Source organism: Rhodococcus sp. IEGM 1351, from assembly GCF_030056875.1.
Classification (GTDB): domain Bacteria; phylum Actinomycetota; class Actinomycetes; order Mycobacteriales; family Mycobacteriaceae; genus Rhodococcus_F; species Rhodococcus_F opacus.
Map to the genome: position 1 here is coordinate 101,217 of NZ_JASHKU010000015.1, position 25,178 is coordinate 126,394.

20 protein-coding genes and 5 pseudogenes are annotated in these 25,178 nt (G+C 66.4%); 15 read left to right on the top strand and 10 right to left on the bottom strand.

Features of this window, described 5'->3' with window-relative positions:
* Nucleotides 1-276: 276 nt before the first annotated feature.
* Nucleotides 277-537, bottom strand: coding sequence for a WhiB family transcriptional regulator (locus QM806_RS25140; protein WP_005575341.1), 261 nt, complete (start codon nucleotides 535-537; stop codon nucleotides 277-279).
* Between the two features lie 232 nt (nucleotides 538-769).
* Here QM806_RS25140 and QM806_RS25145 point away from each other — a divergent pair.
* Both QM806_RS25145 and QM806_RS25150 read left to right on the top strand, forming a co-directional pair.
* Nucleotides 770-1,105 (top strand): annotated as a pseudogene (locus tag QM806_RS25145) (pyridoxal-phosphate dependent enzyme); the annotation flags it as partial.
* Between the two features lie 29 nt (nucleotides 1,106-1,134).
* Nucleotides 1,135-1,900 (top strand): annotated as a pseudogene (locus QM806_RS25150) (LLM class flavin-dependent oxidoreductase); the annotation flags it as partial.
* A 162-nt stretch (nucleotides 1,901-2,062) separates the two neighbouring features.
* Here QM806_RS25150 and QM806_RS25155 read toward each other — a convergent pair.
* Nucleotides 2,063-2,423 (bottom strand): annotated as a pseudogene (locus tag QM806_RS25155) (aldo/keto reductase); the annotation flags it as partial.
* Nucleotides 2,424-2,883: 460 nt separating this feature from the next.
* Between QM806_RS25155 and QM806_RS41765 the strand changes: the two are divergent.
* Nucleotides 2,884-3,171, top strand: a pseudogene (locus QM806_RS41765) (class I SAM-dependent methyltransferase); the annotation flags it as partial.
* Between the two features lie 532 nt (nucleotides 3,172-3,703).
* Complete coding sequence (locus QM806_RS25165) at nucleotides 3,704-3,907, top strand: cold-shock protein (protein ID WP_005242781.1); 204 nt, start codon at nucleotides 3,704-3,706, stop codon at nucleotides 3,905-3,907.
* A 123-nt stretch (nucleotides 3,908-4,030) separates the two neighbouring features.
* On the opposite strand, the gene QM806_RS25170 is transcribed toward QM806_RS25165, so the two are convergent.
* The gene (locus tag QM806_RS25170; RefSeq protein WP_005575329.1) at nucleotides 4,031-5,374 is read right to left on the bottom strand and encodes an NAD-dependent succinate-semialdehyde dehydrogenase; all 1,344 of its coding nucleotides are present in this window, start codon (nucleotides 5,372-5,374) and stop codon (nucleotides 4,031-4,033) included.
* A gap of 504 nt (nucleotides 5,375-5,878) precedes the next feature.
* Between QM806_RS25170 and QM806_RS25175 the strand changes: the two genes are divergently transcribed.
* Entirely contained in the window at nucleotides 5,879-6,037 is a 159-nt protein-coding gene (locus QM806_RS25175) for a hypothetical protein (RefSeq protein ID WP_164709533.1), read from the top strand.
* Between the two features lie 144 nt (nucleotides 6,038-6,181).
* On the opposite strand, the gene QM806_RS25180 is transcribed toward QM806_RS25175, so the two are convergent.
* The gene (locus QM806_RS25180; protein ID WP_005575325.1) at nucleotides 6,182-6,541 is read right to left on the bottom strand and encodes a thioesterase family protein; all 360 of its coding nucleotides are present in this window, start codon (nucleotides 6,539-6,541) and stop codon (nucleotides 6,182-6,184) included.
* Between the two features lie 221 nt (nucleotides 6,542-6,762).
* Here QM806_RS25180 and QM806_RS25185 point away from each other — a divergent pair, with 221 nt between their 5' ends.
* Both QM806_RS25185 and QM806_RS25190 read left to right on the top strand, forming a co-directional pair.
* A complete protein-coding gene (locus tag QM806_RS25185) occupies nucleotides 6,763-8,409 on the top strand; it encodes an alpha/beta fold hydrolase (protein ID WP_005575324.1) in 1,647 nt (548 codons plus the stop codon).
* Between the two features lie 117 nt (nucleotides 8,410-8,526).
* On the top strand, nucleotides 8,527-9,819 hold the full coding sequence (locus QM806_RS25190; protein ID WP_283293176.1) for a wax ester/triacylglycerol synthase domain-containing protein: 1,293 nt from the start codon (nucleotides 8,527-8,529) through the stop codon (nucleotides 9,817-9,819).
* A gap of 53 nt (nucleotides 9,820-9,872) precedes the next feature.
* On the opposite strand, the gene QM806_RS25195 is transcribed toward QM806_RS25190, so the two are convergent.
* The 4 genes from QM806_RS25195 to QM806_RS25210 form a co-directional block, all read right to left on the bottom strand.
* Nucleotides 9,873-10,316, bottom strand: coding sequence for a DoxX family protein (locus QM806_RS25195; protein WP_005575322.1), 444 nt, complete (start codon nucleotides 10,314-10,316; stop codon nucleotides 9,873-9,875).
* An 862-nt stretch (nucleotides 10,317-11,178) separates the two neighbouring features.
* On the bottom strand, nucleotides 11,179-11,541 hold the full coding sequence (locus QM806_RS25200; protein WP_005261941.1) for a cupin domain-containing protein: 363 nt from the start codon (nucleotides 11,539-11,541) through the stop codon (nucleotides 11,179-11,181).
* Nucleotides 11,542-12,013: 472 nt separating this feature from the next.
* Nucleotides 12,014-13,507, bottom strand: a complete 1,494-nt coding sequence (locus QM806_RS25205; RefSeq protein WP_283293177.1) for a wax ester/triacylglycerol synthase family O-acyltransferase — start codon at nucleotides 13,505-13,507, stop codon at nucleotides 12,014-12,016.
* Nucleotides 13,508-13,571: 64 nt separating this feature from the next.
* The gene (locus tag QM806_RS25210; RefSeq protein WP_005572294.1) at nucleotides 13,572-13,910 is read right to left on the bottom strand and encodes a hypothetical protein; all 339 of its coding nucleotides are present in this window, start codon (nucleotides 13,908-13,910) and stop codon (nucleotides 13,572-13,574) included.
* 1,017 nt (nucleotides 13,911-14,927) lie between these two features.
* Between QM806_RS25210 and QM806_RS25215 the strand changes: the two genes are divergently transcribed.
* Nucleotides 14,928-17,900: a UPF0182 family protein gene (locus tag QM806_RS25215; protein ID WP_265146039.1), complete on the top strand. Its 2,973-nt coding sequence runs from the start codon at nucleotides 14,928-14,930 to the stop codon at nucleotides 17,898-17,900.
* Between the two features lie 303 nt (nucleotides 17,901-18,203).
* On the opposite strand, the gene QM806_RS25220 is transcribed toward QM806_RS25215, so the two are convergent.
* Together QM806_RS25220 and QM806_RS25225 are read right to left on the bottom strand one after the other, a co-directional pair.
* Entirely contained in the window at nucleotides 18,204-18,380 is a 177-nt protein-coding gene (locus tag QM806_RS25220; RefSeq protein WP_054246910.1) for an enoyl-CoA hydratase-related protein, read from the bottom strand.
* 26 nt (nucleotides 18,381-18,406) lie between these two features.
* A pseudogene (locus QM806_RS25225) lies at nucleotides 18,407-18,499 on the bottom strand (LysR family transcriptional regulator); the annotation flags it as partial.
* A 247-nt stretch (nucleotides 18,500-18,746) separates the two neighbouring features.
* On the opposite strand from QM806_RS25225, the gene QM806_RS25230 reads away from it, so the two are divergent.
* From QM806_RS25230 to QM806_RS25260, 7 genes are all read left to right on the top strand, one after another.
* Nucleotides 18,747-20,093 (top strand): MFS transporter, encoded by a 1,347-nt coding sequence (locus tag QM806_RS25230; RefSeq protein ID WP_005569055.1) that lies wholly within the window; start codon nucleotides 18,747-18,749, stop codon nucleotides 20,091-20,093.
* A gap of 5 nt (nucleotides 20,094-20,098) precedes the next feature.
* Nucleotides 20,099-21,292, top strand: a complete 1,194-nt coding sequence (locus QM806_RS25235; RefSeq protein ID WP_283293178.1) for a CaiB/BaiF CoA transferase family protein — start codon at nucleotides 20,099-20,101, stop codon at nucleotides 21,290-21,292.
* A gap of 24 nt (nucleotides 21,293-21,316) precedes the next feature.
* On the top strand, nucleotides 21,317-22,510 hold the full coding sequence (locus tag QM806_RS25240; protein ID WP_167117789.1) for an acyl-CoA dehydrogenase family protein: 1,194 nt from the start codon (nucleotides 21,317-21,319) through the stop codon (nucleotides 22,508-22,510).
* 46 nt (nucleotides 22,511-22,556) lie between these two features.
* Nucleotides 22,557-23,552 carry a LysR family transcriptional regulator gene (locus QM806_RS25245; protein WP_283293179.1) on the top strand — a complete coding sequence of 332 codons (996 nt, stop codon included), beginning with the start codon at nucleotides 22,557-22,559 and terminating at the stop codon, nucleotides 23,550-23,552.
* Complete coding sequence (locus QM806_RS25250) at nucleotides 23,552-23,905, top strand: YidH family protein (protein ID WP_005261932.1); 354 nt, start codon at nucleotides 23,552-23,554, stop codon at nucleotides 23,903-23,905. The genes QM806_RS25245 and QM806_RS25250 overlap by 1 nt, the downstream gene beginning before the upstream one ends.
* Nucleotides 23,906-24,226: a DUF202 domain-containing protein gene (locus QM806_RS25255; protein WP_005569046.1), complete on the top strand. Its 321-nt coding sequence runs from the start codon at nucleotides 23,906-23,908 to the stop codon at nucleotides 24,224-24,226.
* A gap of 118 nt (nucleotides 24,227-24,344) precedes the next feature.
* Nucleotides 24,345-25,169, top strand: a complete 825-nt coding sequence (locus QM806_RS25260; RefSeq protein WP_283293180.1) for a bifunctional allantoicase/(S)-ureidoglycine aminohydrolase — start codon at nucleotides 24,345-24,347, stop codon at nucleotides 25,167-25,169.
* Nucleotides 25,170-25,178 lie beyond the last annotated feature (9 nt).

Below are 25,178 nucleotides of genomic sequence, written 5' to 3' on the forward strand. Positions count from 1 at the left end.
CGACGCCGACGGAGCAGAAGGACTGGCCCGCCGACACGTCGTGGGTACCCGGGTTGAAGCTCTCCGACCCCTGGCCGCCGAGACCGAGACGACCTGAGGCGCCCCGCGTAGCACGCGGGCAACCGCGGCCTCTCCTACGACTGCGAGATTCGAACGCACCTGGCTACCCGATCAGGACCACGAAATCTACTCGCCGCGAATATAACCCGGCTGACGGATCCGGCAGGACGGTCGAGCCGAGCCGCTCGCGTGAGAATGCCCGGCGCGGGCGTTCGCTCACCGGCCCAGTCGTGCGAGCCGTTCGCCCGGTGTCGTCGCACCCCAGACGCCGTGCTGTTGGCCGGTGTTGAGGGCATACTCGAGGCATTCCTCGATCTCCGGGCAGCCGCGGCAGAACTCCTTGGCGAGATCTTCGCGCTCGGAGCGGGCGTTTCTTCGTTCGGCGTCCGCCGGGAAGAAGATCTCCGCGTCCGCTTCATGGCAACGCGCAGCCAATCGCCACTGCCACAACTCGGTGTCGTGAGGATGCAGTGTCATAACCGGTGTCGACATCTTTCGACTACCCGCTTCGCTCTCGGTCGCCCCGAATTACAGCGCATTCGGCAACACACGAGAACAATTCGGATCTCCAGGATTTCGGGGTGAACGCGCTGCGCCGTTCGTGGTGAGCCACTGAAGATCTGATCGGCGTGACGCGAATCCTGTTGTTCGACGACTGCTCTTGTGATGCTGACCGGGTGACACCCGGGCGGCCTCGAAAGGCAGACGCATGACCATCTTCGATCCCCCCACAGTCGACGCTGCGAGCCTCGGAGTCTACGACTCGATCGCCGACGCCATCGGCAACACACCCCTCGTCCGGTTGAACCGGGTAACCGGAAGTATCTCCGCGACGGTGTATGCCAAGCTCGAGTTCCTCAACCCCGGCGGAAGTGTGAAGGATCGCGCCGCCCTGGCCATGATCCACGCGGCCGAGGAATCCGGGGAGCTCCTGCCCGGAGGCACCGTCGTGGAAGGCACATCGGGCAACACCGGAGTCGGGTTGACGTTGGTCGCCGCCGCTCGGGGATACCGTTCCGTAGTCGTGGTACCCGACAAAACGACGCCGGTCAGATGGTCGAGAGTAGCGACGGCGGAGGCCGGGTCCGGATCAACATCGTGTCCGGGAAAGGCAACCTCGGAGCTTACGGCGAACACGAGAGCGACCAGGCCCACCGTTACGCCCGCACCAAGGAGTTCCTCCAGCTCGTCCGCAAGCTGTGGACGGAGGAGAACGTCACCTACCGGGGTGAGCACTTCCAGGTCACCGATTCCACAGTGCTGCCCCGGATCTCACCACGGGGAGATCGGACCCACCCGAAACTCTATTTCGGTGGAGCGTCCGAGGCCGCCGAGCGTGTTGCGGCGACCGAGGCCGACGTTCAGCTCTTCTGGGGTGAGCCGCTCGCGGGGGTGCAGGAGCGGATCGAACGGTTGCGGTCATTGAGCGAGGAACTCGGCCGAGCGCATGCGCCGCTCGAGTTCGGCCTGCGGATCACCACCTTCGTCCGGGACACGACCGAGCAGGCCTGGGCCGAGGCAGAGGCGAAGGTAGCGGAGATGGCGAAGAATCAGGGTGCGCCTCCACAGAATCCGCATCGCCAGACCGCCGTGGGACAGCAGCGACTCCTCGACCTGGCGACCCGCGGCGACGTGCTCGACGACAACCTGTACACCGCACCCGGGAAGGTCGGTGGCGGCGGCGCGGGCACCACCTGGCTCGTCGGCTCCCCGGAGGACGTCGCGAAGTCGCTGCAAGTACCAGGACCTCGGCATCACCCACTTCGTGCTCTCCGACACCCCGTATGTGCCGGAGATCGAGCGTCAGGGCAACCAGCTGCTGCCGTTACTGCGCGAATGAGCCGGGGAGCGCTACTTGCGCTTCCCGCAACAGGTTTGCGCAAACGGTGACAGTCACCCGCCCGCGCTGTCGGCGCGAGCGGGTGACTGGTTGTCATCGGCTGGTGGCTCTGTCACACAACTAATCCCCGGCGGACGAAGCACACCGGAATCTTCACGTCGGTCAGAGCCTGAGTCCGGTTCCGTGCACGCCGTGTTCCTCGATGAGGGCGAGTTCTTCGTCGGTGAGCGGCGGGAAGTTCAGGGCCGCGATATCGTGGTCGAGCTGCTCGGTCGAACTGGCTCCGATCAGCGCCGAGGTGACCTCCTGCCGCCGCAGTACCCACTGCAACGCGAGCTGTGCAAGTGACTGGCCACGGGCCTCGGCAATCTTGTTGAGCTCGGCGGTGCGCTGCCGGGTACGTTTCGTCGATCACATCAGCCGTCAGGAACGTGCTGTGCTGTGCTCGTGCGCGCTCGGGAATCGACTCCAGGTACTTGTCCGTCAGCAGACCCTGCGCCAGGGGTGAATACACGATCAGCCCGGTTGTTGCGGGGGTCGGTGGTGTATCTGGCCAGGCTGTCCGACCGGGGAATCGCCACGGTCCACCGAGTTGTAAGAAGCCCGCCGCTCACTGCGTTTTGTGCATCGGTGACGGACTCGAATGAGTAAGTCGGTGACCGACGGATGTTTCGGTGTCGGCTCGGTACCGGGGCGACGGCGCGGCGACACGCGTGGTCGGATCGATGTGAACACTGTCACCGAACGGAGACGGAAAGGGAATCGTTCGGATCGTGCAGATTCTCTGGAAAGACTCCCCGCTGACGTCCTGCCGATCGTCGAGGACTTCGCGGCACTATCTTGGGGTGGTGGGCGACGATGACACCTGGGCCGGTTTGGCCGACCAGTTTGCCGACGAGGCGTATGCCTCGGTGAAGGGGCGCGTGCGAACCTATGTGCTGCACCAGCAGCTGCTGGAGCATTTGCCGGCCCCTCCAGCCCCTGTGCTCGATGTCGGCGGAGGCGCGGGCCATCAATCGTTCCCGCTGGCCCAAGCCGGTTACGACGTGACGTTGCTCGACCCGTCGTCGGCGATGCTGGACAAGGCTCGACAGCGGCTCCAGCGGCTGCCTGGAGAGGTCCAGCGACGGGTGACGCTCGTGGAGGCCGACGGCGAGAACGCCGATGAGGCGGTGAATGGTCAACGCTTTGCCGCCGTGTTGTGTCATGGCGTGCTCGGGTACCTGGAGCATCCGGAGCCGTTGGTCGACCAGCTGTGCAGGTGCGCTGCCGCGGGTGGCGTCGTCTCGATCATGACGGGCAACGCCAATGCGATGGCAGTGCGACCGGCCTTGGAACAACGGTGGGACGACGCTCTGGCATCGTTTGACGCGAGGGGCGAGATCGGGGTGCTGGGAGTGCCGACTCGTGCCCATACGGTGGAGGAACTCAGCGAAGTCGTGCAGAGCCGCGGCGTGGAGCCAGTGCGATGGTACGGGGTGTGGATGTTCGTCGACTGGCTCGATTTCAGTGGAGCGGGGTTGGACCCGAGCGATTCACAGCAGGTGGAGGCGGCGGCAGCAGTCGAACTCGAGGCCAGCCGACGAGACCCCTACCGCCAACTCAGCCGCGTCTTCCATCTCGTGGGACGCAAAAGTTTGAGCTGACGGGACAACGGCGCCATCGGTACGCCACCACAAAGTCATCGCCGATGCATGCAAATCCGGTGCGCGGTCTTCGTGTCGACATCGAGATGGCAGGATCAAGTCATCGAGATCGGAACCTCGATGTGAGGGTCCGGATCGAGATCGAGGGAGTATCGGCATGGCACAGGGCATTGTGAAGTGGTTCAACGGTGAGAAGGGCTTCGGTTTCATCGCACCCGACGACGGAACTCCGGACGTTTTCGTGCATTACTCGGAAATCTCGGGCAGCGGTTTCAAGTCGCTCGATGAGAACCAGCGCGTGGAGTTCGAGGTCGGCCAGGGGCAGAAGGGCCCGCAGGCCACGAACGTGCGCTCTGTCTGACCAGTGCTACGTGGGGACCGCATCCGATGGATGCGGTCCCCGCTTCTGTCGCCGGATGGGCATCCGGTCAAGGCCCCGATATCGAACTGCACGCCGAGGGCGCTGAATTCCGGAGTCGATGGTTCAGCTGACGCGGATGAGTTTCTTGTTCACGAATTCGTCGATTCCGTATTTGCCGAGTTCACGACCGAAACCGGAGCGCTTCACGCCGCCGAACGGCAGCTCAACTCCCTCGGCGCCAACGGCATTGACGAACACCATGCCGGCCTCCAGTGAGTCGGCGACGCGGTAGGCCTGATCAGGGTCGGTGGTGAAGACATACGAGCCGAGACCGAACGGGGTGTCGTTCGCCAGCTCGACGGCCTCGTCCTCGGAACGCACCTTGTAGACAGTCGCTACCGGCCCGAACAGTTCCTCCCGGTAGGTGCGTGAATCCCGTGACACATTCGTCAGCACGGCCGGTGGGAAGAAGGCGCCCTTCCGTTCGCCCTCCGACACCAGCGTGGCGCCCTCGGCGATCGCCTGCTGCACCTGCTCGGACAGTCGGTCGGCGGCGGCGACCGACGACAGCGGCGCGAGTTCGTCTGCGGTGGCGAGCACCTCCGCGGTGAATCTGCCGACGAAGTCGTCGTAGAGGTCCTCGGCGATGATGAATCGCTTCGCGGCGTTGCACGCCTGCCCGGTGTTCTCGAAACGACCTTCTACTGCCGCTTTTACGGTGGCGTCGAGGTCATCGGAACTGAGCACGATGAACGGATCGGAACCGCCGAGTTCCAGTACCACCTTCTTGAGGTTGCGGCCGGCGATCTCGGCGACCGCTGCGCCCGCACGCTCGGACCCGGTCAATGACACGCCCTGGACCCGCGGGTCGGCGATCGCGTCGGCGATCTGCTCGTTGGTGGCGTAGACGTTGACGTAGGCGCCCTCCGGATATCCGGCGTCGGTGAAGATCTGGTGAAGTGCCGCCGCCGATTCCGGACACTGCGGTGCGTGTTTGAGCACGATAGTGTTGCCCAGTGCCAGATTCGGACCCGCGAACCGGGCGACCTGGTAGTAGGGGTAGTTCCACGGCATGATACCGATCAGCACACCGATCGAGTTGCGGCGAATCAACGCGGTACCCGCACCCTCGACCAGGTCGATCGGCTCGTCGGCCAGGAACTTCTCGGCGTTGTCGGCGTAGTACTGGTAGATCGCGGCGCTGAAGTCGACTTCCCCCAACGACTGGTCCAGCGGCTTGCCCATCTCCCGCTGGATGATCTTGGCCAGCTCGTCGCGGCGTTCGGTGTGTAACTCGGCGACCTTGCTGAGCAGTCCGGCGCGCTCAACCACCGTCGAGCCGCGCGACCACTCACGGTGCGCCTTCTCCGCCGCGGACAACGCCGCCTGCATCTGCTCGTCGGTCGCGGTCGGATATTCGCGCACCGTTTTTCCGGTGGCGGGGTCCACAACTGCGTACAGGCTCATGTTCACGTCTCCTCGAAGGGTCGGGCATTCCAGTATCGCTTGCGATGGGTGCCCGGGGGTGGACCTCGAGTCGCGAGGTGGGGGGTGGCGCCGCCTCAGCACAGGTCGCTTGTTCGCGTCTGCCGCGCAGTGAGATCGTTCACTGTTCAGCGGTCGGATGGTATCGGGGTATAGGCTTGGTACACCGGAATGGTTGCCGCGTCGAGCGAGTCGGCTCAGGCCATCCCGATTCGAAAGAATGCCGGCCGGTTCGCGGCCGATGCAAGGAGCGTCCATGGATGCCAATGGCTACAGGCACGCCGAGGCGCCGCGCAGATCCGCACCGCGCGACCATCTCCCGGGGCGGGCGCGCCGTCTCGGATTCGATGCTGACACCACGCCTGATGGCGAGCCGAAAGAGCCGCCTACGACATCATGCGGACCTCGCCACATATCGACAATGATCTACCCGGTCGCCATCACCCCAACCGGCCGCGCCCACATACACCTGAATCAAGGAACAGAATGACCATCGATCATGACAAAACCGAACTCCCGCTCTTCTCTGCGCAGCGAACACTGACCCACAGGACCCAGGAGCCCGTCACCGACGCGCCGCGCACCGACGATTCACCCACGCAAACATCCGCCGAGATCCATCGTTCACTCTTCAGCGACGAGTGAACGGCGTGCTCGGCCGCGAAGGCTGTGACCGCTCCGGTCGAGTGGGGTAACGACTTCGTCGATGCGCCGTAGTGGTGGCAGGAACGCAACGGTGCCCGCCACCAGGGCTAGGGGATCGGGCTGGTCGTGACTGGCGATCAGTGTTCAGGCCCATGACGCCGCCTCGAGGAACCGGTCCCGGTCGACGATCGCCCGGTCGATCTCGCCCGACGCGACAACCTTCCCCGAGCTGTCGGTCGCCCGCACGGTGAAGGTGAGACGGTGGCCGACTGCGGCGGCTGGTGGCTCGACGGCGATCTCGATGCTGGCACCGACCGGTGTCGGGCCGCGGTGCTCGATTCGGACAGCGGTCCCGACGGTCGTCTGACCCGCACCGATGAACGATGCAGCGCAGGCGACGGTGGCCGCCTCCATCCAGGCAATCAGCCGTGGGGTCGCGAGCACGGGAACGTCACCGCTGCCCAACGCGGTCGCGGTATCGGACTCGACTACCTCGTAGCGCACGCCAATACCGTACGCCGGGCGCGGCTTGGCGGGAGTGATGCGCGTTGCTGCACGATGACGTTGCGCCGCAAAGGCGTGTGCACCCGGACATTTCGTGCCGACATCTTGCGATTCCGGGTTGCCGATCGTCGCGATGGTGCGTCTGAGACACTGGCTGCTGAGCGATAGCGTGCGCCGCCACTATCGTCACGACACGGGACTTACGAGGGGGATCGCGACGTATGCCGGGGATCGATGGGCACTTGGACTCGAGGCGGCGCGCGGGCGCGAGGTCCTCATGGCGCACTCGATGTGTCGCCCTCGTCGTCGGCCTCACCGCCACGGTCGCCCTGGGGACGGTACCGCCCGCCGCCGCGCAGCCGGCACCGGGTGCCGATCTTCGCTGGGGGCCCTGCCCGGCCGAATACGAGCTGGATCCGGCGTCCGATCAGTGCGCGTCGGTCACTGTTCCCCGCAACTACGCGGACCCCGCCGCCGGCACGATCGACGTTCTCGTCACCCGACACCGCGCCGAGGATCCCGGCTCGCGCCGCGGCGTGCTGTTCACCAATCCCGGCGGGCCCGGCGGAGACGCGATCGGCTCGAACAGCATGTTCGTCGAGATCCTGCCCGATGCGGTCCGCGCACAGTGGGACGTGATCGGTGTCCAACCGCGCGGGCTTCCGTACGCAGGCGCCGTCGAGTGCGTGCTGGCCCCTGAACAAACGATGGCGATGAGCCTCGGCTTCGGCGGTGCCGCGACGCGTACGGCATGCGAGTCCGCTGCGCCGGGCACCACGGCGCACCTGACGACCGAGTACACCGCGAAGGACTGGGAGCAGGTCAGGCTCGCACTCGGCGAGGACGTGATCGACATCTACGGCCTCTCGTACGGCACGATCCTCGGATCCACCTACGCGACGCTATTCCCTCAGCACACTGGTCGCATGGTCCTCGATTCCGCGGTGGACCAGAAGTGGCTGTGGAACGACGTGTTGTGGCAGCAGAACGACGGCTACAAGGATCGCTTCTACGACCTCATGGACTGGATCGCCGCCCACGACGACACGTATGGGCTCGGTGACACGCCATTGAAGGTGTATCAGCGGTGGTCGGACCGGATCGTCGAGGAAGCCGGCGGTAACCCGACGCTCGCGCCGCCGCCCGCCCAGATCGGTGACGTACCGCCGGGCCTGGAAGCCGTTGCCGATGCCTACCGCGGTGGGGTCGATCTCACCGGACCGGCACGCGTTCAGTTCGAGGCCTTCGTCCGTCGCCTCGCCGACCCGTCGCACACCCAGATGTCGTCCAGCATCTACGTGATGACGCGGCAGGTGCTTCCCGCCCGCAACAGCTGGCCGCTCATGGCCCGGGTGATCCGGGACGGGCGAGACGCGATTCCCGACGGCACCGCGATGGACGACCTGACGGAGCAAGAGTACGAGCGGATCGCCCAGGCCCAGGTGATGCAGTCACTGGTCCTGTGCAACGAGAACAATGTCGCCGCTCGGCCGGACCGCATTCCGGGTTGGCTCTTCTCCACCTTCGTCACCGGAGATCTCTTCGACCTCATCGGGTACAGCTACAGCGCCGGGCCCGAATGTGCCGGTGCGCCGCCCGTTGCCGCGCTGCCGACGTTGAGCAATCGGGGACTGGCGACGGCCCCGCTCGTCCTGCAGGGAATGCGCGACCCGCAGACCCCTTATCAGGGCGGAGTTCAGCTCGCCCACGACATGGCGGCGCACCTCGTCACCGTCGAGGGAGGAGATCACGGTGCGGGGATCCAGGGTGGCAACGCCGTCGTCGACCAGGCCCTCACCGAGTACCTCGAGACCGGGCGCACCACCGTCACGCACGCCCCTGAGGCGCCGATCACCGCACCGCTGTGAAGTCCGGGGACGGGCCGCGGACGAAGAGATATAGGCAAGCAGCACCCTGAGTCGTGCTGAGTTGCGAGACGGGCGTTCCTGGTTCGAAAAGGTGCAGACCCGAATAGACTTGCCGAGGTGAGCCGCGAGGATCCCGATCGGCTGTCCGCCGACGACGCACATATCGTGGGGCTCGAATCAGCGGTGATAACCGGCCACACGCTCAAGCTGGTCGTTATCGAGCCGGCCACCTCCCCGCTCGACGTCGAGGCTCTGCGAACTGCGGTGTCGGAGCGGCTTTCGAGCCAGCCGCGAGCGACGCAACGGATCGACACGTCGGGGCCGGAGCCGCGCTGGGTCGACGCGACCGCGTTCGAGATCAGTGACCACGTCCGGCGCCGGGAAGAGCCCGGGTGTGCCTCGCGCGACGATCTGTGGCGGGCCGTCAGCAAGCTGATGTCCGAGCACCTCGACCACGAGCGTCCCCTGTGGACGTTCGATCTGATCGGGCCACTCGGCGACGGGCGCGAAGCGATCGCGGTCCGGATCCATCACGCGATGGCCGACGGGATCAGCGCGGTTCGCTTCCTGGACGACGTGCTCTGGGATCAGCACCTCGAACCGCCCCCGCGAGAACCGCGACCGGGCCTTCGCGCCGCTTCGTCGCAGCGTTCGCGGGTCGACGAGGTGCTGCGGATGCCCGCGGCTGTGCGTCGTGAGCTCGGCCATCGCGGGTCGCACTCGCCCTTCGACCGCCCGATCAGTGCCGCCCGCGAGCTCGCCTTCACCGTCGCCCCGCTCCCGGAGCTGAAGGCAATCGGCGCCTCACGCCCCACCCGCGCAACCGTCAACGACGTACTCCTCGCGATCGTCGCCGGCGGCCTGCGCAGCTGGCTCAGCGCCGGAGCGACGGCCCTGCCGCGGCTTCGTGCTCAAGTTCCGGTCAGCCTGCACCACCGGGATGAGGGAGCGGGTGAACTCGGAAACCGTGATTCCTTCCTGAACGTCGATCTGCCGCTCGCCGAGGCGGATCCGTTGACCCGACTCGACCGGATCAACGCCGAGACCAGCAAGCGCAAGCGCCTCGACGACGCCGAAGAGCTGTTCGATCTCTTCCACGCACTCGGACGCGTGAAGCGCGTCGAGGAAGCCGCAAAGCGACTCGCCGGCAGCGCGCGCGAGTTCAGCCTTTCGATCTCTAACGTTCCCGGCCCGCCCGCGCCGGTCAGCGTTTCCGGACGCCGGGTCGAGCGGCTGTTCTCCTCCGCCGAGCCCGCCGCTCACCACGCGCTGCGGATCTCGGCGATCTCCTGCGCCGGGATCATCGGTATCGGGCTCTGCACAGACCCCGAGGCGCTGCCCGACGTTGCCCGGCTGGCGGTGGCGATGGAAGATTCATACGCCGAGTTGCGTGACGCCGCGATCACATGACGTCGATCCCGCTCGGTGTCCATGGCATTCGATGCCGGGCGGGGGTGGGTGGTTCAGGCGCGTCGGACAGGCACGATCGATCGAACCCGCGCGTCACGCAGGAACAAACCGCCCCACACGAAGATGCCGACATAGATCGGGAACAGGGTGGTGCTGATGATGGGCTGCTCGGTGAGCATGTTGGTCGCGACCGCTCCACCGAGGTATCCGGTCAGCAGCACCGCGCCCAGGATGGACGTGGCGGGCACGAGGTACAGAATCAGGCACACCAGCAGAACGACCCCGATGACACGGTTGAGGTTCTCGGCAAAGCCCAGCTCGGCCATCGCCTCGCGCACCATTTGGGTGTTCGCGATGTGGATGAGCGAGTCGAACAGGAGAAACAACACCACGAGGGCGCTGACGACAAGTCCGGCAACTCTGGCCTTCTTCGTGGTTTCGCCTGTCGGCGCCGGTGCCGCGTTGGAGGTTCCCGTGGAGGGTGGTGTCGATGTCATGAGACTTTCTCCTTGTTGTTCATGAAGCTGCACACCGCGTCTGCACGCTTCGTGTCTACTCACACCAGTACAGACCAGAGGCGACGGGAAAACTCACCGCGGGGAGGTCGTGAGCGAAAGGGGAATCAGATTTGCATCGGGCACGACCTCGAGTCGGTAAACGCCGGTGACGTAGCGGCCTGAGAGTTCGGGCCCGCGGCGAACGAGTGCGGTGGGCGAGGTCAATGCCATTGCGCGATACCGATTCATTGCGCCGGTCAGCCACCTGTGTCGAGTACCTCGCGGCGCAGGCGGTGGTCAGCGACGCGGACTCGGCGAAGGACGAGTTACTGTCGGCGCCCGCGGACGAATTCGCCGCCGCGTTGAAACGACTGGGGGGCCAAGGCCCGGTACGTCGTCAGGGGCCGCTACGTCGAGAAGGCGATCTGCGAACGAGCAGGCGGCGAGACTGCGCGACGAGATCCGCGACAAGCGGAGGATGCCGACCGCGACGCTCGCATAGCGCTCGGGGAACTCGTGAGAAACGCGATCGCCGCCAAGTGAGACGAGGACACCCGGATGGTGGTCGAAGTCCCCACGAGCTCGCTCACACTCTCGATGTGCGTGAACCCACGCACGAGGGGGGCCGTGCAAGTCGCGGTCCTGACCGGCAGGACGAACTCGAGCAGACCGTGGGTGAATTCGCCCGGGACTGGGACGGCCGGATCGAGATGCGCCTGCTCGGGCCGCTCGCCGCGTACGACTTCGCCGGGACACAGAAGCCGGAGCAGAGCTGATTGACGGGTCTACTTCTGCGTTGTCATTCGTCGCGGCGGGGTCTCCGGCGCAGGTTCGCGGTATGCAGGTTGCGGCAGCGGAGGGTCTACCGCTTGGCGTAGTCGGCGACGCCGGTCCAGTCGATGACCACGCAGGGCTCGTCGCCGAGAATCCAGGCGTCGTGTCCGGGCGGGCAGATCATGAGATCACCGGGGCCGAACTCCATGTCCTCCCCGTCGTCCATGACGATCTTCATACGACCCGAGATGACGTAACCCATGTGAGCCGCTTGGCAGCTGTCTGTCTTGGCGATCGGTTTGACGTGCTTGGACCACTGCCAGCCGGGCTGGAAGGTCGCCCTCCCCACCGCGCCGGAAGTGACATTGACGAGCTCGAGCTTGCCCATGTCGTCCTCGAAGGGGCGGGTTTCCTCGGGTGAATCGAGACTCTTGCGGATGAGACCGGACATCGGTTGTCCTCCCACGTCGTTGTGGCGGCACCCACAGATGCGACGGACCTTCGACCGGCAAATAGGGAACCGCGGGCTGAAGCGAATTCCTGGCTCTTCGATTCTGGGCTGGCACCCTGGTTTGCCGCAATATCGAGCGGCGGCCCGTAGGTGGGGACAGCGGCGCTCTGGCGAACAACTCCGCACTGAGGCCGACAGATCCTCAGTCGAGATGGATGGCCGAGATGCAGGCCGATCCTCGCGGCGGAATGACCATCGACGACGCCTTCTTCCCGCACGATGAGGACTTTCGGGGTCTGCGGGGATTCCTATACAGCGAGTCGATCGCTCAGTTCCATGTCCTCGCGGCGATGGCCGGATCCGCCCCACAGGACTGCCTCCACGCAATATCGCGTCCGGATAGACGTCCGGATAGAGCCGTGACTGTCTACGGATTCGGGTCGGTAAATGGTGGTGCCGATGTCGAGAGCGGTTACCTCGACTCCGGGGGCCGGCGGGGGCGCAGGTATCGGACGTTGCGGGTACACGCGGTCAATTCGGAGAGGGCCTGGTGTAGCTGCTCGGTCACGTCCCACACATCGGGGACGAGGTTTCGGCAGGCGATGATGCCGATGTCGAGGTGCCGGCCGTAGGACATGGCGGCGATGGTGATGCCGCCTGCGACGTCGCTGACGGCGGAGACGGGAAAGTTCCCGGTTACTTCGATGCCTGCGGCATACAGCGGCCGAGCAGGGCCGGCGGCGTGGGAGATGATCAGGTTGACCGGTGGCGTGGGCATGGTCAGCGTCCGCAGCGGTGTGCGCGAGAGCAGACCGCGCAGCGCCCGCGGCAGCGCGGCGCCGAAGTCGCGGACGAGCGTGGCGGGTGCGGCGCGGAAACGTTGGGGTGCCGCCGTGAGCGAGGTGTGCACCTTTTGCAGCCGGCGAGCCGGGTCGGATTCGTTGATCGGAAGGGCGATGGGCAGGAGGGAGAGCCGATGGCCGGCGGCCGCGAACTGTGCGTCGGTGCGCCCCGCGATCGGCATGGCGGCGGCCATGGCCGTGTCGGGCAGGGCATCGTGGTCGATGAGCCAGCGACGCAGCACGGTGGTGCACAGCGCCGTCACCACGTCGTCGACGGTGAACCCCATCGCGGTCCTGACCGCCTCGACCTCGCCGAGCGGCAACGAGGTGAACGCGAAGCGTCGGTGCGCGGTGGCGGGGCCGGTGAATGGGGTGCCGGGCGGTGTCAATGCCTCGGCCGTCGGCTCGTCAGCCGACCACCGCCAGGCGCGCGGGGTCAGCCGGCGGGCGAGTGTGCCCAGCAGGTCCGCGCCGGGGACGGTGAGGGTGCGGGCGAGCTCGGGCAGGTGCGGTGCCAGCCGGAGCGAGGACCACATCAGCCGTGCGGGCAACAGTGCGAGATGCCAGGCGCTGTTGCCGAGCATCCCCAGGGCGCCGGCCGCCTGGTACTGCTCGTCGCTGAGCCGGTGCGGCACCGTGCGGGGTCGCGGGGTGGTGTCCATCAGCACGGCGAGGGCCTGCGCCGCGGTCAGACCGTCGATCACCGCGGGGTGCACCTTGGTGTAGATCGCCTGCCGGCCACCGGTGAGCCCGTTCACCAGATAGCACTCCCACAGAGGCCGGTTGCGGTTCAGTGGACGTGCCGAGAGAACGGAAATCTGCTCGGCGAGCTGTTCGTCGGTGCCGGGACCGGTCAGAGCGACCTCCCGGATGTGATAGCCGAGGTCGAGGAACTCTGAGTCCACCCAGTAGGGCCGGTCGAGCCCGAGGGGTACCTCCTGTAGCCGCCACCGCAGTGGCCCCACCAGGTGTAATCGACCCTCTGCGAGCGTCCGGAGGTCCTGCACCGTGAGCCCGCCACCTGGCGCCGTGGGGCCGAGGACACTCAGTACCCCGACATGGGTGGAGGTGGTGGATGTCTCGGCGTCGAGGAACTGCGCATCGAGTGAACTGAGCTGGTGCATAAGGTTTTTACCTGGATTGGGTGAGCCAACTTGCTGGGCGAGCCCACAAGGCGTCACCACAACGCTACCCCGCGACGCGTCCCCGTGGTGTCCCAAACAATTCGTTCACCGAATCCTCAATGAGCGTCGATCGAACCACTTCGAATTGGCGCACACCGAGTTTCGATTTGCGGCCGCCGGAACGGCCGCACGCGGGCAGCAGCGAGGGTTCGTGCGGATATCCGCCGGTCGGGGCGTTGAAGATCGTCGGCGGGGACGGCAGGCGCGCCTTCTCGCCGAAGGCCGGTCGGTGAAGCGCAACGTGGGTTCGGAAGGTGCCGTGGCCGTCGATCGCACCCTTCGAATGCCACGAAATCCAGTGGGTGCCATCAGGACGCCAGATTCGGTTGCCGCAGAACGCCAAGTCTCGATCGGGACAGAAAACTACGGGCGGCGAATGGTCGTAGCATACGTATCGGCGTTTCCTGCAACTCTCGGGTTCCGACTCGCGAGGTCCTGTTCAATCGGCGGCGTAACGTCCTGTCAGCCGCAGGGCAGAACGGTGCCCAGCAAGCTGGGGGCCGAGCTGCGCCGCAACCTAGCCGGCCAGCGACCCGTGCAGCCTGTGGGCCGTCGACGGCCCCCAATAATTCGCAGAAGTCCGATTCCGACGCCGCATCGTGGTTGCCGCCGAACAAGAGATGCCGGTGCATATGCGTCTCTCGGCGGTCGACGTGAAAGCCCCTTACCGGCTGTGCGTGACCGCGGCGGGGGCTCCCCGCTTCGAATCACGGAGTGTTCCGTCCGACCGGGCACCTTAGGCCGTTGATTCTTCGCCGCTTGTCGTGTTCGGCTCGGCCTGGTTCTCGCCTGGACACCGCTATCGCCCGAATCGACGAGATGACCTCCGCAGCGACATGGTCAAGCCGAGCGACGCGGACCTGGCCTGGCTGCGGCCAGGCGATCGCCACCATGACCGACCGCGACCTGCTGGCCCGTAGAACCGATCGGCAGCGGCTGCGGACGATCGGCCTCGACGACCTTCGAAGAATTTTGCACCGCGCGAACGCTGCGCGGCACGGACCATCACCTCGGCCGGCGAACAGCCTCCCCGCACCGATGCTCTCGCTGCAGCCGGCCGACAAGCATCGACGGGGTGTGCCGGTCGGCGGGTGCCAGGGTGCCCTTGACGGTCGTTTCCGCTGTTCCGCCGATCAGGTCACCGCGATGACCTGAGGGCGCAGTGTGTCACCGGACGAGGAGGCACCGGCGACGAGCTGCGCCATCGAACCCGGCGGCACTCGTTCCGGTGCCGAGTGCGCGCCGGCCAGGACGAGCCCGGCGCCGCCTAGAATGGGGTGATACGGACGCCTTCGCTGCATCGGGCGGGGTGGTCCGCGACGGCTGGACTCCTTGCGAGCCCGACCCGTGGGAGGTGGCCATGCAACCGTCCGACCGGATGCGGGCGCTGCCGCGGCGGGCCCGGGTCACGATCATGGTGACGGTGGCTCTCGTTGCGTTGCTGGTGATCGGGCCGCGTCTGGTCTTGGTGTATACCGATTGGCTGTGGTTCGGTGAGGTCGGCTACCGCCGCGTGTGGGGGACCGTGCTGGTCACCCGGCTGATCCTGTTCACGGCGGTGACGCTGCTGGTGGGTGCGATGATCTTCGCGGCCATGGTGTGGGCGTACCGGTCCCGCCCACTGTTCGCGGTCGAGGACTCGGCCGCGGCCGAGGCGAAGGATCCGCTCGAGCGGTATCGGACGGAGGTGCTGCGCCGCCCCCGGTCGTTCACGGTGGCGATCGCGCTGCTGCTGGCGCTGCCGTTCGGGCTGCACGCGCAGGCGAGTTGGGAGACGGTGCAACTGTTCTTGCACGGCGGCGGCTTCGGCACCGTGGACGCGGAGTTCGGGTACGACATCGGCTTCTACGTCTTCGACCTGCCGTTCTACCGCTTGATCCTGACGTGGCTGTTCATCGCGGTGTTCCTGGCGTTGCTGATCGGCCTGGGAACCCACTACCTGTTCGGCGGCGTCCGGCTGACACCGAGCAAGGACCACGTCATCGAGGTGTCCCGGCCGGCGCGCATCCAGCTCGCAGTGCTCGCGGGCACGTTCATCGCGCTGAAGGCGGCCTCGTACTGGTTCGACCGGTACTCCTTGTTGTGGAGCGGCCGGAAGGAGCCCACCTTCACTGGGGCCGGATACACCGACATCAACGCGGTGCTGCCGGCCCGGTTGATCATGGTCGCGATCGCGGTGCTGTGCGCGGTGGCGTTCTTCGTCGCGATCGCGGTGCGGGACCTGCGGATCCCGGCGATGGCCACGGCACTGCTGGTGCTCTCGGCGATCCTGGTCGGCGGAATCTATCCGGCGCTGATCGAGCAGTTCTCGGTCCGCCCGAACGCCGCCGACCGGGAGAGCCCCTACATCGAACGCAACATCGCCGCGACCCGGCAGGCCTACGGACTCGGCCCGGACCGGGTCGACTACCTCGACTACCCCGGGGTGGGCACCCGGCCGCCCCGGGACATTCCCGCCGACGTCACCACCATCGCCAACGCCCGCCTGCTGGACCCGACCGTGCTCTCGCGCACCTTCACCCAGCAGCAACAGCTGAAGAATTTCTACGGCTTCCCCGAGCACCTCAACATCGACCGCTACACCATCGACGGACAACTCGCCGACTACATCGTCGCCGCCCGCGAGCTCTCCCCGAACAGCCTCAGCGGCAACCAGACCCAGTGGATCAACCGGCACACCGTCTACACCCACGGCAACGGGTTCATCGCCGCCCCCGCCAACAGGGTCAACGCCGCCGTCCGCGATGTCGCCGGGCAGAGCGCGAGCAGCGACAGCGGGTACCCGATATACGCGGTCAGCGACATCGCCTCCCAGGCGGGCGGCGACCAGGTGATCCCGGTCGAGCAACCGCGCATCTACTTCGGTGAGGTGATCGCGCAGGCGGACCCGGACTACGCCATCGTCGGCGGCCCGGAGGGTGCGCCGCCGCGCGAGTACGACACCGACACCGCCCAGTACACCTACACCGGCACCGGTGGGGTGCCGGTGGGTAATTGGGTCAACCGGTTGGCGTTCGCCGCCCGGTACGCCGAACGCAACATTCTGTTCTCCGGCGCCATCGGGCCCGAGTCGAAGATCATCTTCAACCGGGACCCGGCCACCCGCGTCGAACACGTCGCTCCGTGGCTGACCACCGACTCCAACCCGTATCCGGCGGTGGTCGGCGGCCGGATCGTGTGGATCGTCGACGGCTACACCACCGCCGCGCACTACCCGTACTCGCAGGTCGGTTCACTCACCGCGCCGGTCGTCACCGACACCGGCCGCACCTCGCCCCCCGAGCACGTGTCCTATGTGCGGAACTCGGTGAAGGCCACCGTCGACGCCTACGACGGCACCGTCACCCTCTACCAGATCGACGAGAACGACCCGGTCCTGCGGGCGTGGATGAGCGTGTTCCCCGGCACCGTGCAGCCGCCGAAGGCAATCCCGACCGAGCTGCGCGCGCACTTCCGCTACCCCGAGGATTTGTTCCGCCTGCAGCGGGACCTGCTGGCGAAGTATCACGTCGATGATCCGCGGGAGTTCTTCACTACCAACGCGTTCTGGTCGGTGCCCAGCGATCCGACCGCAGACACCGGTGGGGAGCAGCCGCCGTACTACGTCCTGGTCGGCGACGCCGAGACCGCGGCCCCGTCCTTCCGGCTCACCAGCGCCATGGTCGGCTTCAACCGCGAATTCCTCTCCGCCTACCTCTCGGTGCACTCCGACCCCGAAAACTACGGCAGGATCGATATTCTGCGGTTGCCGACGGATACCCAGACCCAGGGCCCGCGGCAGACCCAGAACTCGATGATCTCCGACACTCGCGTCGCGTCCGAGCGCACCCTGCTCGAGCGGTCCAATCGGATCTACTACGCCAACCTGCTGACGCTGCCGATCGCCGACGGCGGCATCCTCTACGTCGAACCGGTTTTCACCGAACGTTTGACCAGCACGCCCAACGGTTCCACCTTCCCGCAGCTGGCCCGGGTGCTGGTCAGCTACCGCGAACCGGGCACGGGCGGAGTGCGGATCGGCTACGCCCCCACTCTCGCCGAGGCCCTCGACCAGGTCTTCGGCACCGGCACCGGCGCCGTCGCCACCGCACCCGGCGGCGACGCCACCACACCACCACCTACCGGCGGGCAACCGCCGCCGCCGCCTCCACCGGGCGCCCCGCCGCCGGCGGCATCGGACCAGCTGACCGCCGCGGTCCTCGAACTCAACGACGCCCTGGCCAACCTGCGCGAGGCGCAACGCACCGGCGACTTCACCGCCTACGGCGCGGCCCTGGACCGCCTTCAACAGGCCATCGACACCTATCTGGTCGCCGGCGGAACCCCGCGTTGACGCGTCCCCTCCGCACGCTCCGTTCAATGACGTTGTGTTGTAAAGAAAGTCACAGGTTCGACGACGTCGGGTAGGCCGGCCAGAACCACCCGCCGGCCGCGTACGTGCACCCCGGCCCGTCCCTTCGCCGCCCTCGACCCGATGGCGGCGTTGGACAAGGCGACTACCGAACGGCTCGAGGATTCCTGGAGGACCTCTAGCGTGAGGCAGTGCCACATTCGGGCACGGGGCACCCGTTCCTCATGTAAGACGCGCGGTTCGGGTTCGACCCGCACGGCAATCGGCGCGCAGCGCGTCAGGGAATCAGATGCCGGCGAGGTCGCCGGGAAAGCCGGCGGTCGGGAAGTCGGTGTTGAAAACGATACTGTCCGATGCGATTCGGAAGTCGGCTGCTGCTGCCATCGACAGACTGGAGTCTGCGCAGCCGCCGTTGATGGCGGCGATGGTCGGTTGCGGCATCAGGTACAGCCGCTGCGTCACCTGGCTTGGCAGCCGAAGACGCGAAACGACGGCTGGGCGACGTGCAAGGCCTCGGCCGCTCTGTTGATGCCGCCGTTGTCCACGACTGCAGGAAAATACTCCATCTGCCGCACGTCCATGCTGGCAACGTGACCCACTGGGGCACGCGTCCGCAGTGCCCCAGTCTGCCCGTCGTTGTGGCCCCGGTTCCGGCTCGCAGGACGTACCTGACCAGAACCTATAGGCAAAACCGTATGGTCCGACCGCGGATTGCCGGTTGATGCTGCGCCGCGACTCGGCTGTGCTGTTGGTACCGCTCCCGGGACCCATCGCATCTGCCGTCGGGGCCATCCACTGCCTGAGCGCTCACACTTCCGGAGGATATTCATGGTGACGATCGAAACCAGTCCGGGCGACACCGGACAGCGGCGGCCGCGCCCGGCGAGCCGTCGTGCGTGGGGCATTGTCGTTCTGCTGTTCCTGTTCTTCACGCTGAACTTTGCCGACAAAGCCGCGATCGGACTGGCGAGCCACCAGATCCGTGACAACCTCGGAATCACCGCAGGTCAGTATGGGTTGCTCAGCAGTGCCTTCTTCTGGCTGTTCGCGGTCGGTGCGGTCACCCTCACCGCGGTACTCCGCAAGATCTCGTACACCTGGGGTGCCGGACTGCTGATGGTGACCTGGATTGTCAGCATGTTGCCCCTGACCGTTCAGACGTCGTTCGGTGTGCTCCTCGCGTGCCGAATTGCGTTGGGCTTCTTCGAAGGTCCCGCGCACGCGCTGTGTCAGTCGATCGTCGCCGACCGCTTTGCGCCGGACAAGAGGGCGACGGCCGGCGCCCTCGTCAACGCCGGCTCCTCGGTGGGCCCGCTGGTGGCCGCCCCCGTGCTGACCTGGGTGATCCTGACCTGGTCCTGGCACGCCGCGTTCGCTGTCCTCGTTGCCCTGGGTGTGCTGTGGGTGATCGGGTGGTTCTGGTACACCGAGAAGCTGCCGCTCAAGCGGACCGAGGCTGCGGTCGAGGGCGTCGCGAAGATCGACGACCCCAACGGCCACATCGTGGTTCCCTTCCGCCGCCTGCTGATGTTGCAGAGTTTCTGGGGCCTGGTCCTCCTCTCGTTCGCCGGTTACCTGATCTCCTCGCTCAAGGTGGCGTGGCTGCCGGCGTACATGAACGAGGGGCTCGGGTACTCGGCGAGCACCGTCGGCACGCTGGTGACATTGCCGTACATCGTTGCGGTTGCGGTCCTGCTCTCGGCGGGGCTGCTGTCCGGCCGGCTGCTCCGGAGGGGCTACAGCGCACGGGTCGCGCGCGGCTACCTCACCGGGGCGTATCTGCTGGTCGGAGGCATCTCGATGGTGATCTTCACCCAGCTCGCGCCGGGACCGTTGCAGCTGATATTCGTGATTGCCGCGTTTGCGGTCAACAGTGTCGCGTTCTCCGTCGCCTTTGCCGGTGCGTCCGACTTCCTGCCGGCCCGGCAGCGGGTGGCGTTCTTCGGCTGCATCATCGCCGCCTACAGCGTCGCGGGCATCGTTGCCCCGTACGCCCTCGGACTGATCGTCGAGCATGCACCCAGCGCGGCGCAGGGCTACTCGACTGGTTTCATGTTCGTCGGCATCACGGTGTGCGTGCTCGGTGTCGTCGGTGGCGTGATGCTCAACCCCGAGAGGGCCAAGGCCAGGCTCGAGAATCTGACCGCCGAATACGCGGCGCGAGAGGCACGGTGAGCACCATGCGTGGACCTCTCACCGGCATCCGGGTACTCGACCTCGGCCAATACATCGCCGGACCCAGTGCCTGTCAGACCCTCGCGGATCTCGGCGCGGACGTCCTGAAAGTCGAGAGCTTGCGCGGCGATCAGGCTCGGAGTATCGGTACGTTCGGCGAAGCGATGGTGCATGCCTACAACCGGGACAAACGCAGCATCGCCCTCGATTTGAGCCGAGAGGAAGCCCGGGTGATTCTCCACCGGTTGCTGGCCGAAGCCGATGTGCTGGTTCAGAATTTCCGCAACGGCTCCGCCGAACGTCTGGGAATCGGAGCGGACGAACTGAGCCGCCGTTACCCCCGGCTCGTGCACGGAAGCGTGACCGGATTCGGGGTCAACGGGCCCTCGAGCGCCCGTCCGGGACTCGACATCGCAGCGCAGGCGGAGTTCGGGCTGATGCATGCCACCGGGGAAGCGGACGGGGAGCCGCAACGGCTGGGGCTGCCCGCCGCCGACGTCACCGCGGCCAATGCGCTCGCCACCGGCATCCTCGCCGCGCTGTACCGGCGAACTTCGACCGGTCGAGGCGCGCACGTTCAGACATCGCTGATGGAGGCGACACTGGCGATGCAGGCGGCGAACTGGGGGGAGTACACGATCACCGGGCAGGCACCGCGGCGCAAGGGCAACGGCCAGGCACACGCCGCTCCGGCTGCAGACGTCGTCAGCCTGACGGACGGAAAGATCGTGCTCTCGGCCTACACGGACGAAAAGTGGTCTGCTCTGTGTCATCTCATCGATCGCCCGGACATGATCGACGATCCGCGGTTCGTCGACAACCCGGCGCGCGTCGCGCACCGGCACGCACTCTTGGCGACTCTGTCCGAAGCGTTCGGCACGATGACGCGCGATCAGGCCGTCGAGCGGTTACTGTCCGCCCAGATAGTATGCGGCGCAATACGATCCTTCGACGACCTGGCCGAAGACAAGGACGTCGTGGCGTCCGGGGTTCTCGTCGACGTCGCCGGAGCCGACGGCACGTCGTTCACCAGTCCCGGGCTGGCATTCACGCTCGACGGCCGTCGCCGCACCACATCGGTCGCCGCACCGGCCACCGGTCAGCACACCTCGGCCGTCCTGCACGAACTCGGCTACACGGACGAGGAAGTGGCCGGACTGTTCGACAGCTGCGTTGTCGGCGACTCCGCACTCAACTGACACCCATTTCGAAAGGTTCCCTACATGATCGACCCAGAGGTCTTGGACAACGACTTCCCCACCTACCTGAAGGTGATCGCCGACTTCACCGAAAACGAACTCGTCCCAGCCGAGAACGAGATGGTCGAGGCGGGTGCGGTTCCCGCCCGAATCCTCGACCGGATGGCGGCACTCGGCCTGTTCGGCATCTCCATACCGCGCACGTACGGCGGCCTCGAATGGTCGATGGAGCAGCAGGTACGGCTCACCTTCGAATTCACCCGTGCATCGTGCGTCTACCGCTCACGCTTCTCGACCGTGATCGGACTGTGCTCGCAGGCGATCCTCGATCACGGCACCGAGGAACAGCGCCTGCGGATGCTTCCCGCCATGGCCGCAGGCGAGTTGGTCACGGCATTCGCCCTCACCGAGGAAGCGGCAGGCTCGGATGCGGCCCACCTGCGCACCACCGCCGTGCGTCGAGGCGACGTGTACCTGCTCGACGGGAGCAAGCGCTACATCACGAACGCCGCCTGGGCGGACGCGTTCATCGTCTTCGCGCGGACCGACGAATCGGACGAGGGCGCCGGCGGGGTGTCTGCCCTCATCGTGGACGCCGACTCGCCCGGCGTGCGGACGGTCCTGCCCACGATCATGAACGGGCACGCCGAGGCGCCGGTCGGCGAGATCTACTTCGACGGTGTCGAGGTGCCTGCGGCGAACCTTCTCGGGGGCATCGAAGGCGCGGGGCTGACGATGGCACTGCGCGGCATCAATCACGCGCGTCTGCATGTCGCCGCGACCTGTGTCGGTCAGGCGACTCGCATGTTGGAAGAGGCGACTTCACATGTCAACGGCCGCAGACAGTTCGGTGCTCCGCTGGCGGATCTCGGCGCGGTTCAGGCGACGCTCGGAGCCGGCTTCGCCGAACTCGAGGCCGGACGTGCACTGACAGTGGAGAGTGCGCGAGCCTTCGACGAGGGTGACATCCCACGCCACCGCATCGCCGCCGCCAAGCTGTACAGCTCCGAGATGGCGAGCCGGGTCGCCGACCGTTGCGTTCAGCTTCTGGGCGGTGAGGGCATCGTCGGTTCACACCCCGTGCCGCGGATGTGGCGTGACGTTCGTGCGCTCCGCATCTACGAGGGATCCTCGCCGATCCACGAGCGGAACCTCGCCAAGGCCATGATCAGACAAGTCGGCGTCGACGGGACACTGCCCGACTCCTACCGCGCCTGACACGGAAGGAGTGCCGGTCCGCCGGGGCGGAGGGAAGGATGAGGCCATGGACATCCGACAACTCGAGTACTTCCTAGCCGTTGTCGAGCACCAGGGTGTGAACCGGGCGGCTCAACACCTGCACGTCGCGCAGGCATCGCTCTCACAGGGCATCCGTCAACTCGAACGTGAGCTGAAGCTGAGCCTGTTCCACCGGACCGGCCGAAATCTCGTGCTCAACCCCGCGGGCCAGCTGCTGGTGGAGCCTGCCCGCAAAGTGCTCGGCGACCTCGTCGCTGCGCAGGACATCATGCGCGGGGCTCGTGAACTGCAGGTCGGGTCTGTCACGATCGGCACGATGCCGGAGATGTCCAGCGAGGCGGTCGCCGCGTGGAGTTCCTCGTTCACGAGTCTCTACCCCGAGATCCGGATCGAACTGTTGGAGTTCCCCGGCGCCAGGGAACTCTGCGACGAGGTGCTTGCCGGGCACTGCGAGCTCGGCTTCACCACCTTTCCCGTTCCGACGGAGAACCTCGAGCGAGTGGAACTGGGGGACCAGAGGCTGTTGCTCGTGATGCCGCCCGGGACCGCCACCCCGGACGCGCCGTTCGAGCTGCGGCGGCTCGAGGGTGTGCCGCTCGTGGTGAGTAACTCGGCGCTACGCGAGAATGACATCGTCGCCTCGATGCTGCGACGAGAGTCGGTGATTCCATTGGTCCGGGCGCAGATGCCGAACCGGCACGCGCAGATGACGCTGGTCCTCAACGGTGCCGTCAGCGCATTGCTGCCGCTGCGGATGGCGACGGCCGCTCACCGATTGGGCGCGGTCGTCGTCGAAACCGATCCGGAGATCCGGACGCCGTTCGGCATCGTGCACCGCCCCGGGGCCCTGACCCCCGCCGCACGGAGCTTCGCCGTCCAGAGCCACGCGGACCTGGCACGGCGCAACGCCCGGATCGCCGAACTGGAGGAAGCAGGCGTGTCGCTTCTCGAGGCCGCCCTGACGGAACAGACCGAAGGGGAAATGAACAGACACCGCACTCGGAAAGGACCTGGCACCTAATGCCGAACTGGACGCCGTTTCGTTCCGGAAAGGACCCCGACCCACGCTTCACGCTCGCGAACGAACGCACCTACCTGGCCTGGATGCGCACGGCCACGGCATTCGTCGCCTCCGGGCTCGGGGTCGAGGCCTTCGGTGGCAGTCTGCTCCCGCCTGCCGTTCGTACGGGGCTGGCCGCACTGCTCCTCATTTCGGGTGCCGTCGTCGCGGTCGCGTCTTTCGTCCAGTGGATCAGTGCCGAGCGAGCACTGCGGACGGGCCGCACGCTGCCGGTTCCGGTAATGGCACCGGTCGTCGGTGTGGTGCTCGTCGTCTGCGCATCCGTCTTGGTCGTCGAAGTTCTGAGGTTCTGAATGGTCGCGACTCAGTCGACCGACGCCGGGCTTCAGCCCGAGCGCACCTCGCTGTCCTTCGCGCGGACGAGTGTGTCGATACTCGGATCGGTAGTGGCCTGCCTGCGTTGGCTTCCGCCCGGCAACTCCATAGCGCTGGTCGGACCGGTGATCGTGGGCGCACTCGTTTCCGGAGTCACGGTTCACGAGCATCGGTCACGGTCCCACCGAATGACGCGATGTGCGACAGAGTCCGCAACACCGGCACTCGGCGCCGGAGCTCTCCTGGCCGTGAGCATCGTCGTGCTGAGCCTCAGTGGACTGTGGGTTCTTGCGCACTGACGCCCGGACTCGGGTGCAGCCGGCACCCTTCCCACGAATATTCTCGTGTGAGATCCACAGGCGGAAGATCGACACCACCGGTGGCACGCCACTGTCCCGACAAACCGATTAGGAAAGCATGAACTACTACGTTCCGCGAGGCGGCCTGCCGCCGCAAACCGACCTGACCACCGACCGCGCGGTCTTCACGGAGTCTTACGCGGTCCTGCCGCGTCGCACGATGAGCGATATCACCGCCAGTCTGCTGCCGCACTGGAATGGGACCCGGGCGTGGGTGCTGGCGCGGCCGTTGTCCGGATTCGCGGAGACCTTCTCTCAGTACATCGTCGAGGTGGCGTCTGATGGCGGCAGTGATCGTCCCGATGCCGATCCGGGCGCCGAGGCGGTCGTGTTCGTTGTCGACGGTGCGCTGACCCTCATACTCGACGGGGTCGAGCATGTGCTGGATGCGGGGGGCTACGCCTTCCTCGCTCCCGGCGCCCGGTGGACCTTGCACAACCACGGTCCAGCCACCGCGACGTTCCACTGGATCCGCAAGACCTATCAGCAGGTCGACGGCATCGAGGTGCCCGAGTCTTTCGTGACCCGGGAGCAAGATGTCGACGGCGTCGAGATGCCCGACACGAATGGGGCATGGAAGACCCAGCGGTTCGTCGATCCGACCGACATCCGTCACGACATGCACGTCAACATCGTGTCCTTCGAACCGGGAGGTGCGATCCCGTTCCCCGAGACGCACGTCATGGAACACGGTCTGTACATACTCGAGGGCAAGGCGGTGTATCTGCTCAACAAGGATTGGGTCGAAGTACAAGCGGGCGACTTCCTGTGGTTGCGTGCCTTCTGCCCCCAGGCGTGCTACGCGGGCGGGCCGAGTCGATTCCGCTATCTGCTCTACAAAGACACCAACCGGCACGCCGGCCTCCAACTCGGACTCTCCTGAATGTGATCA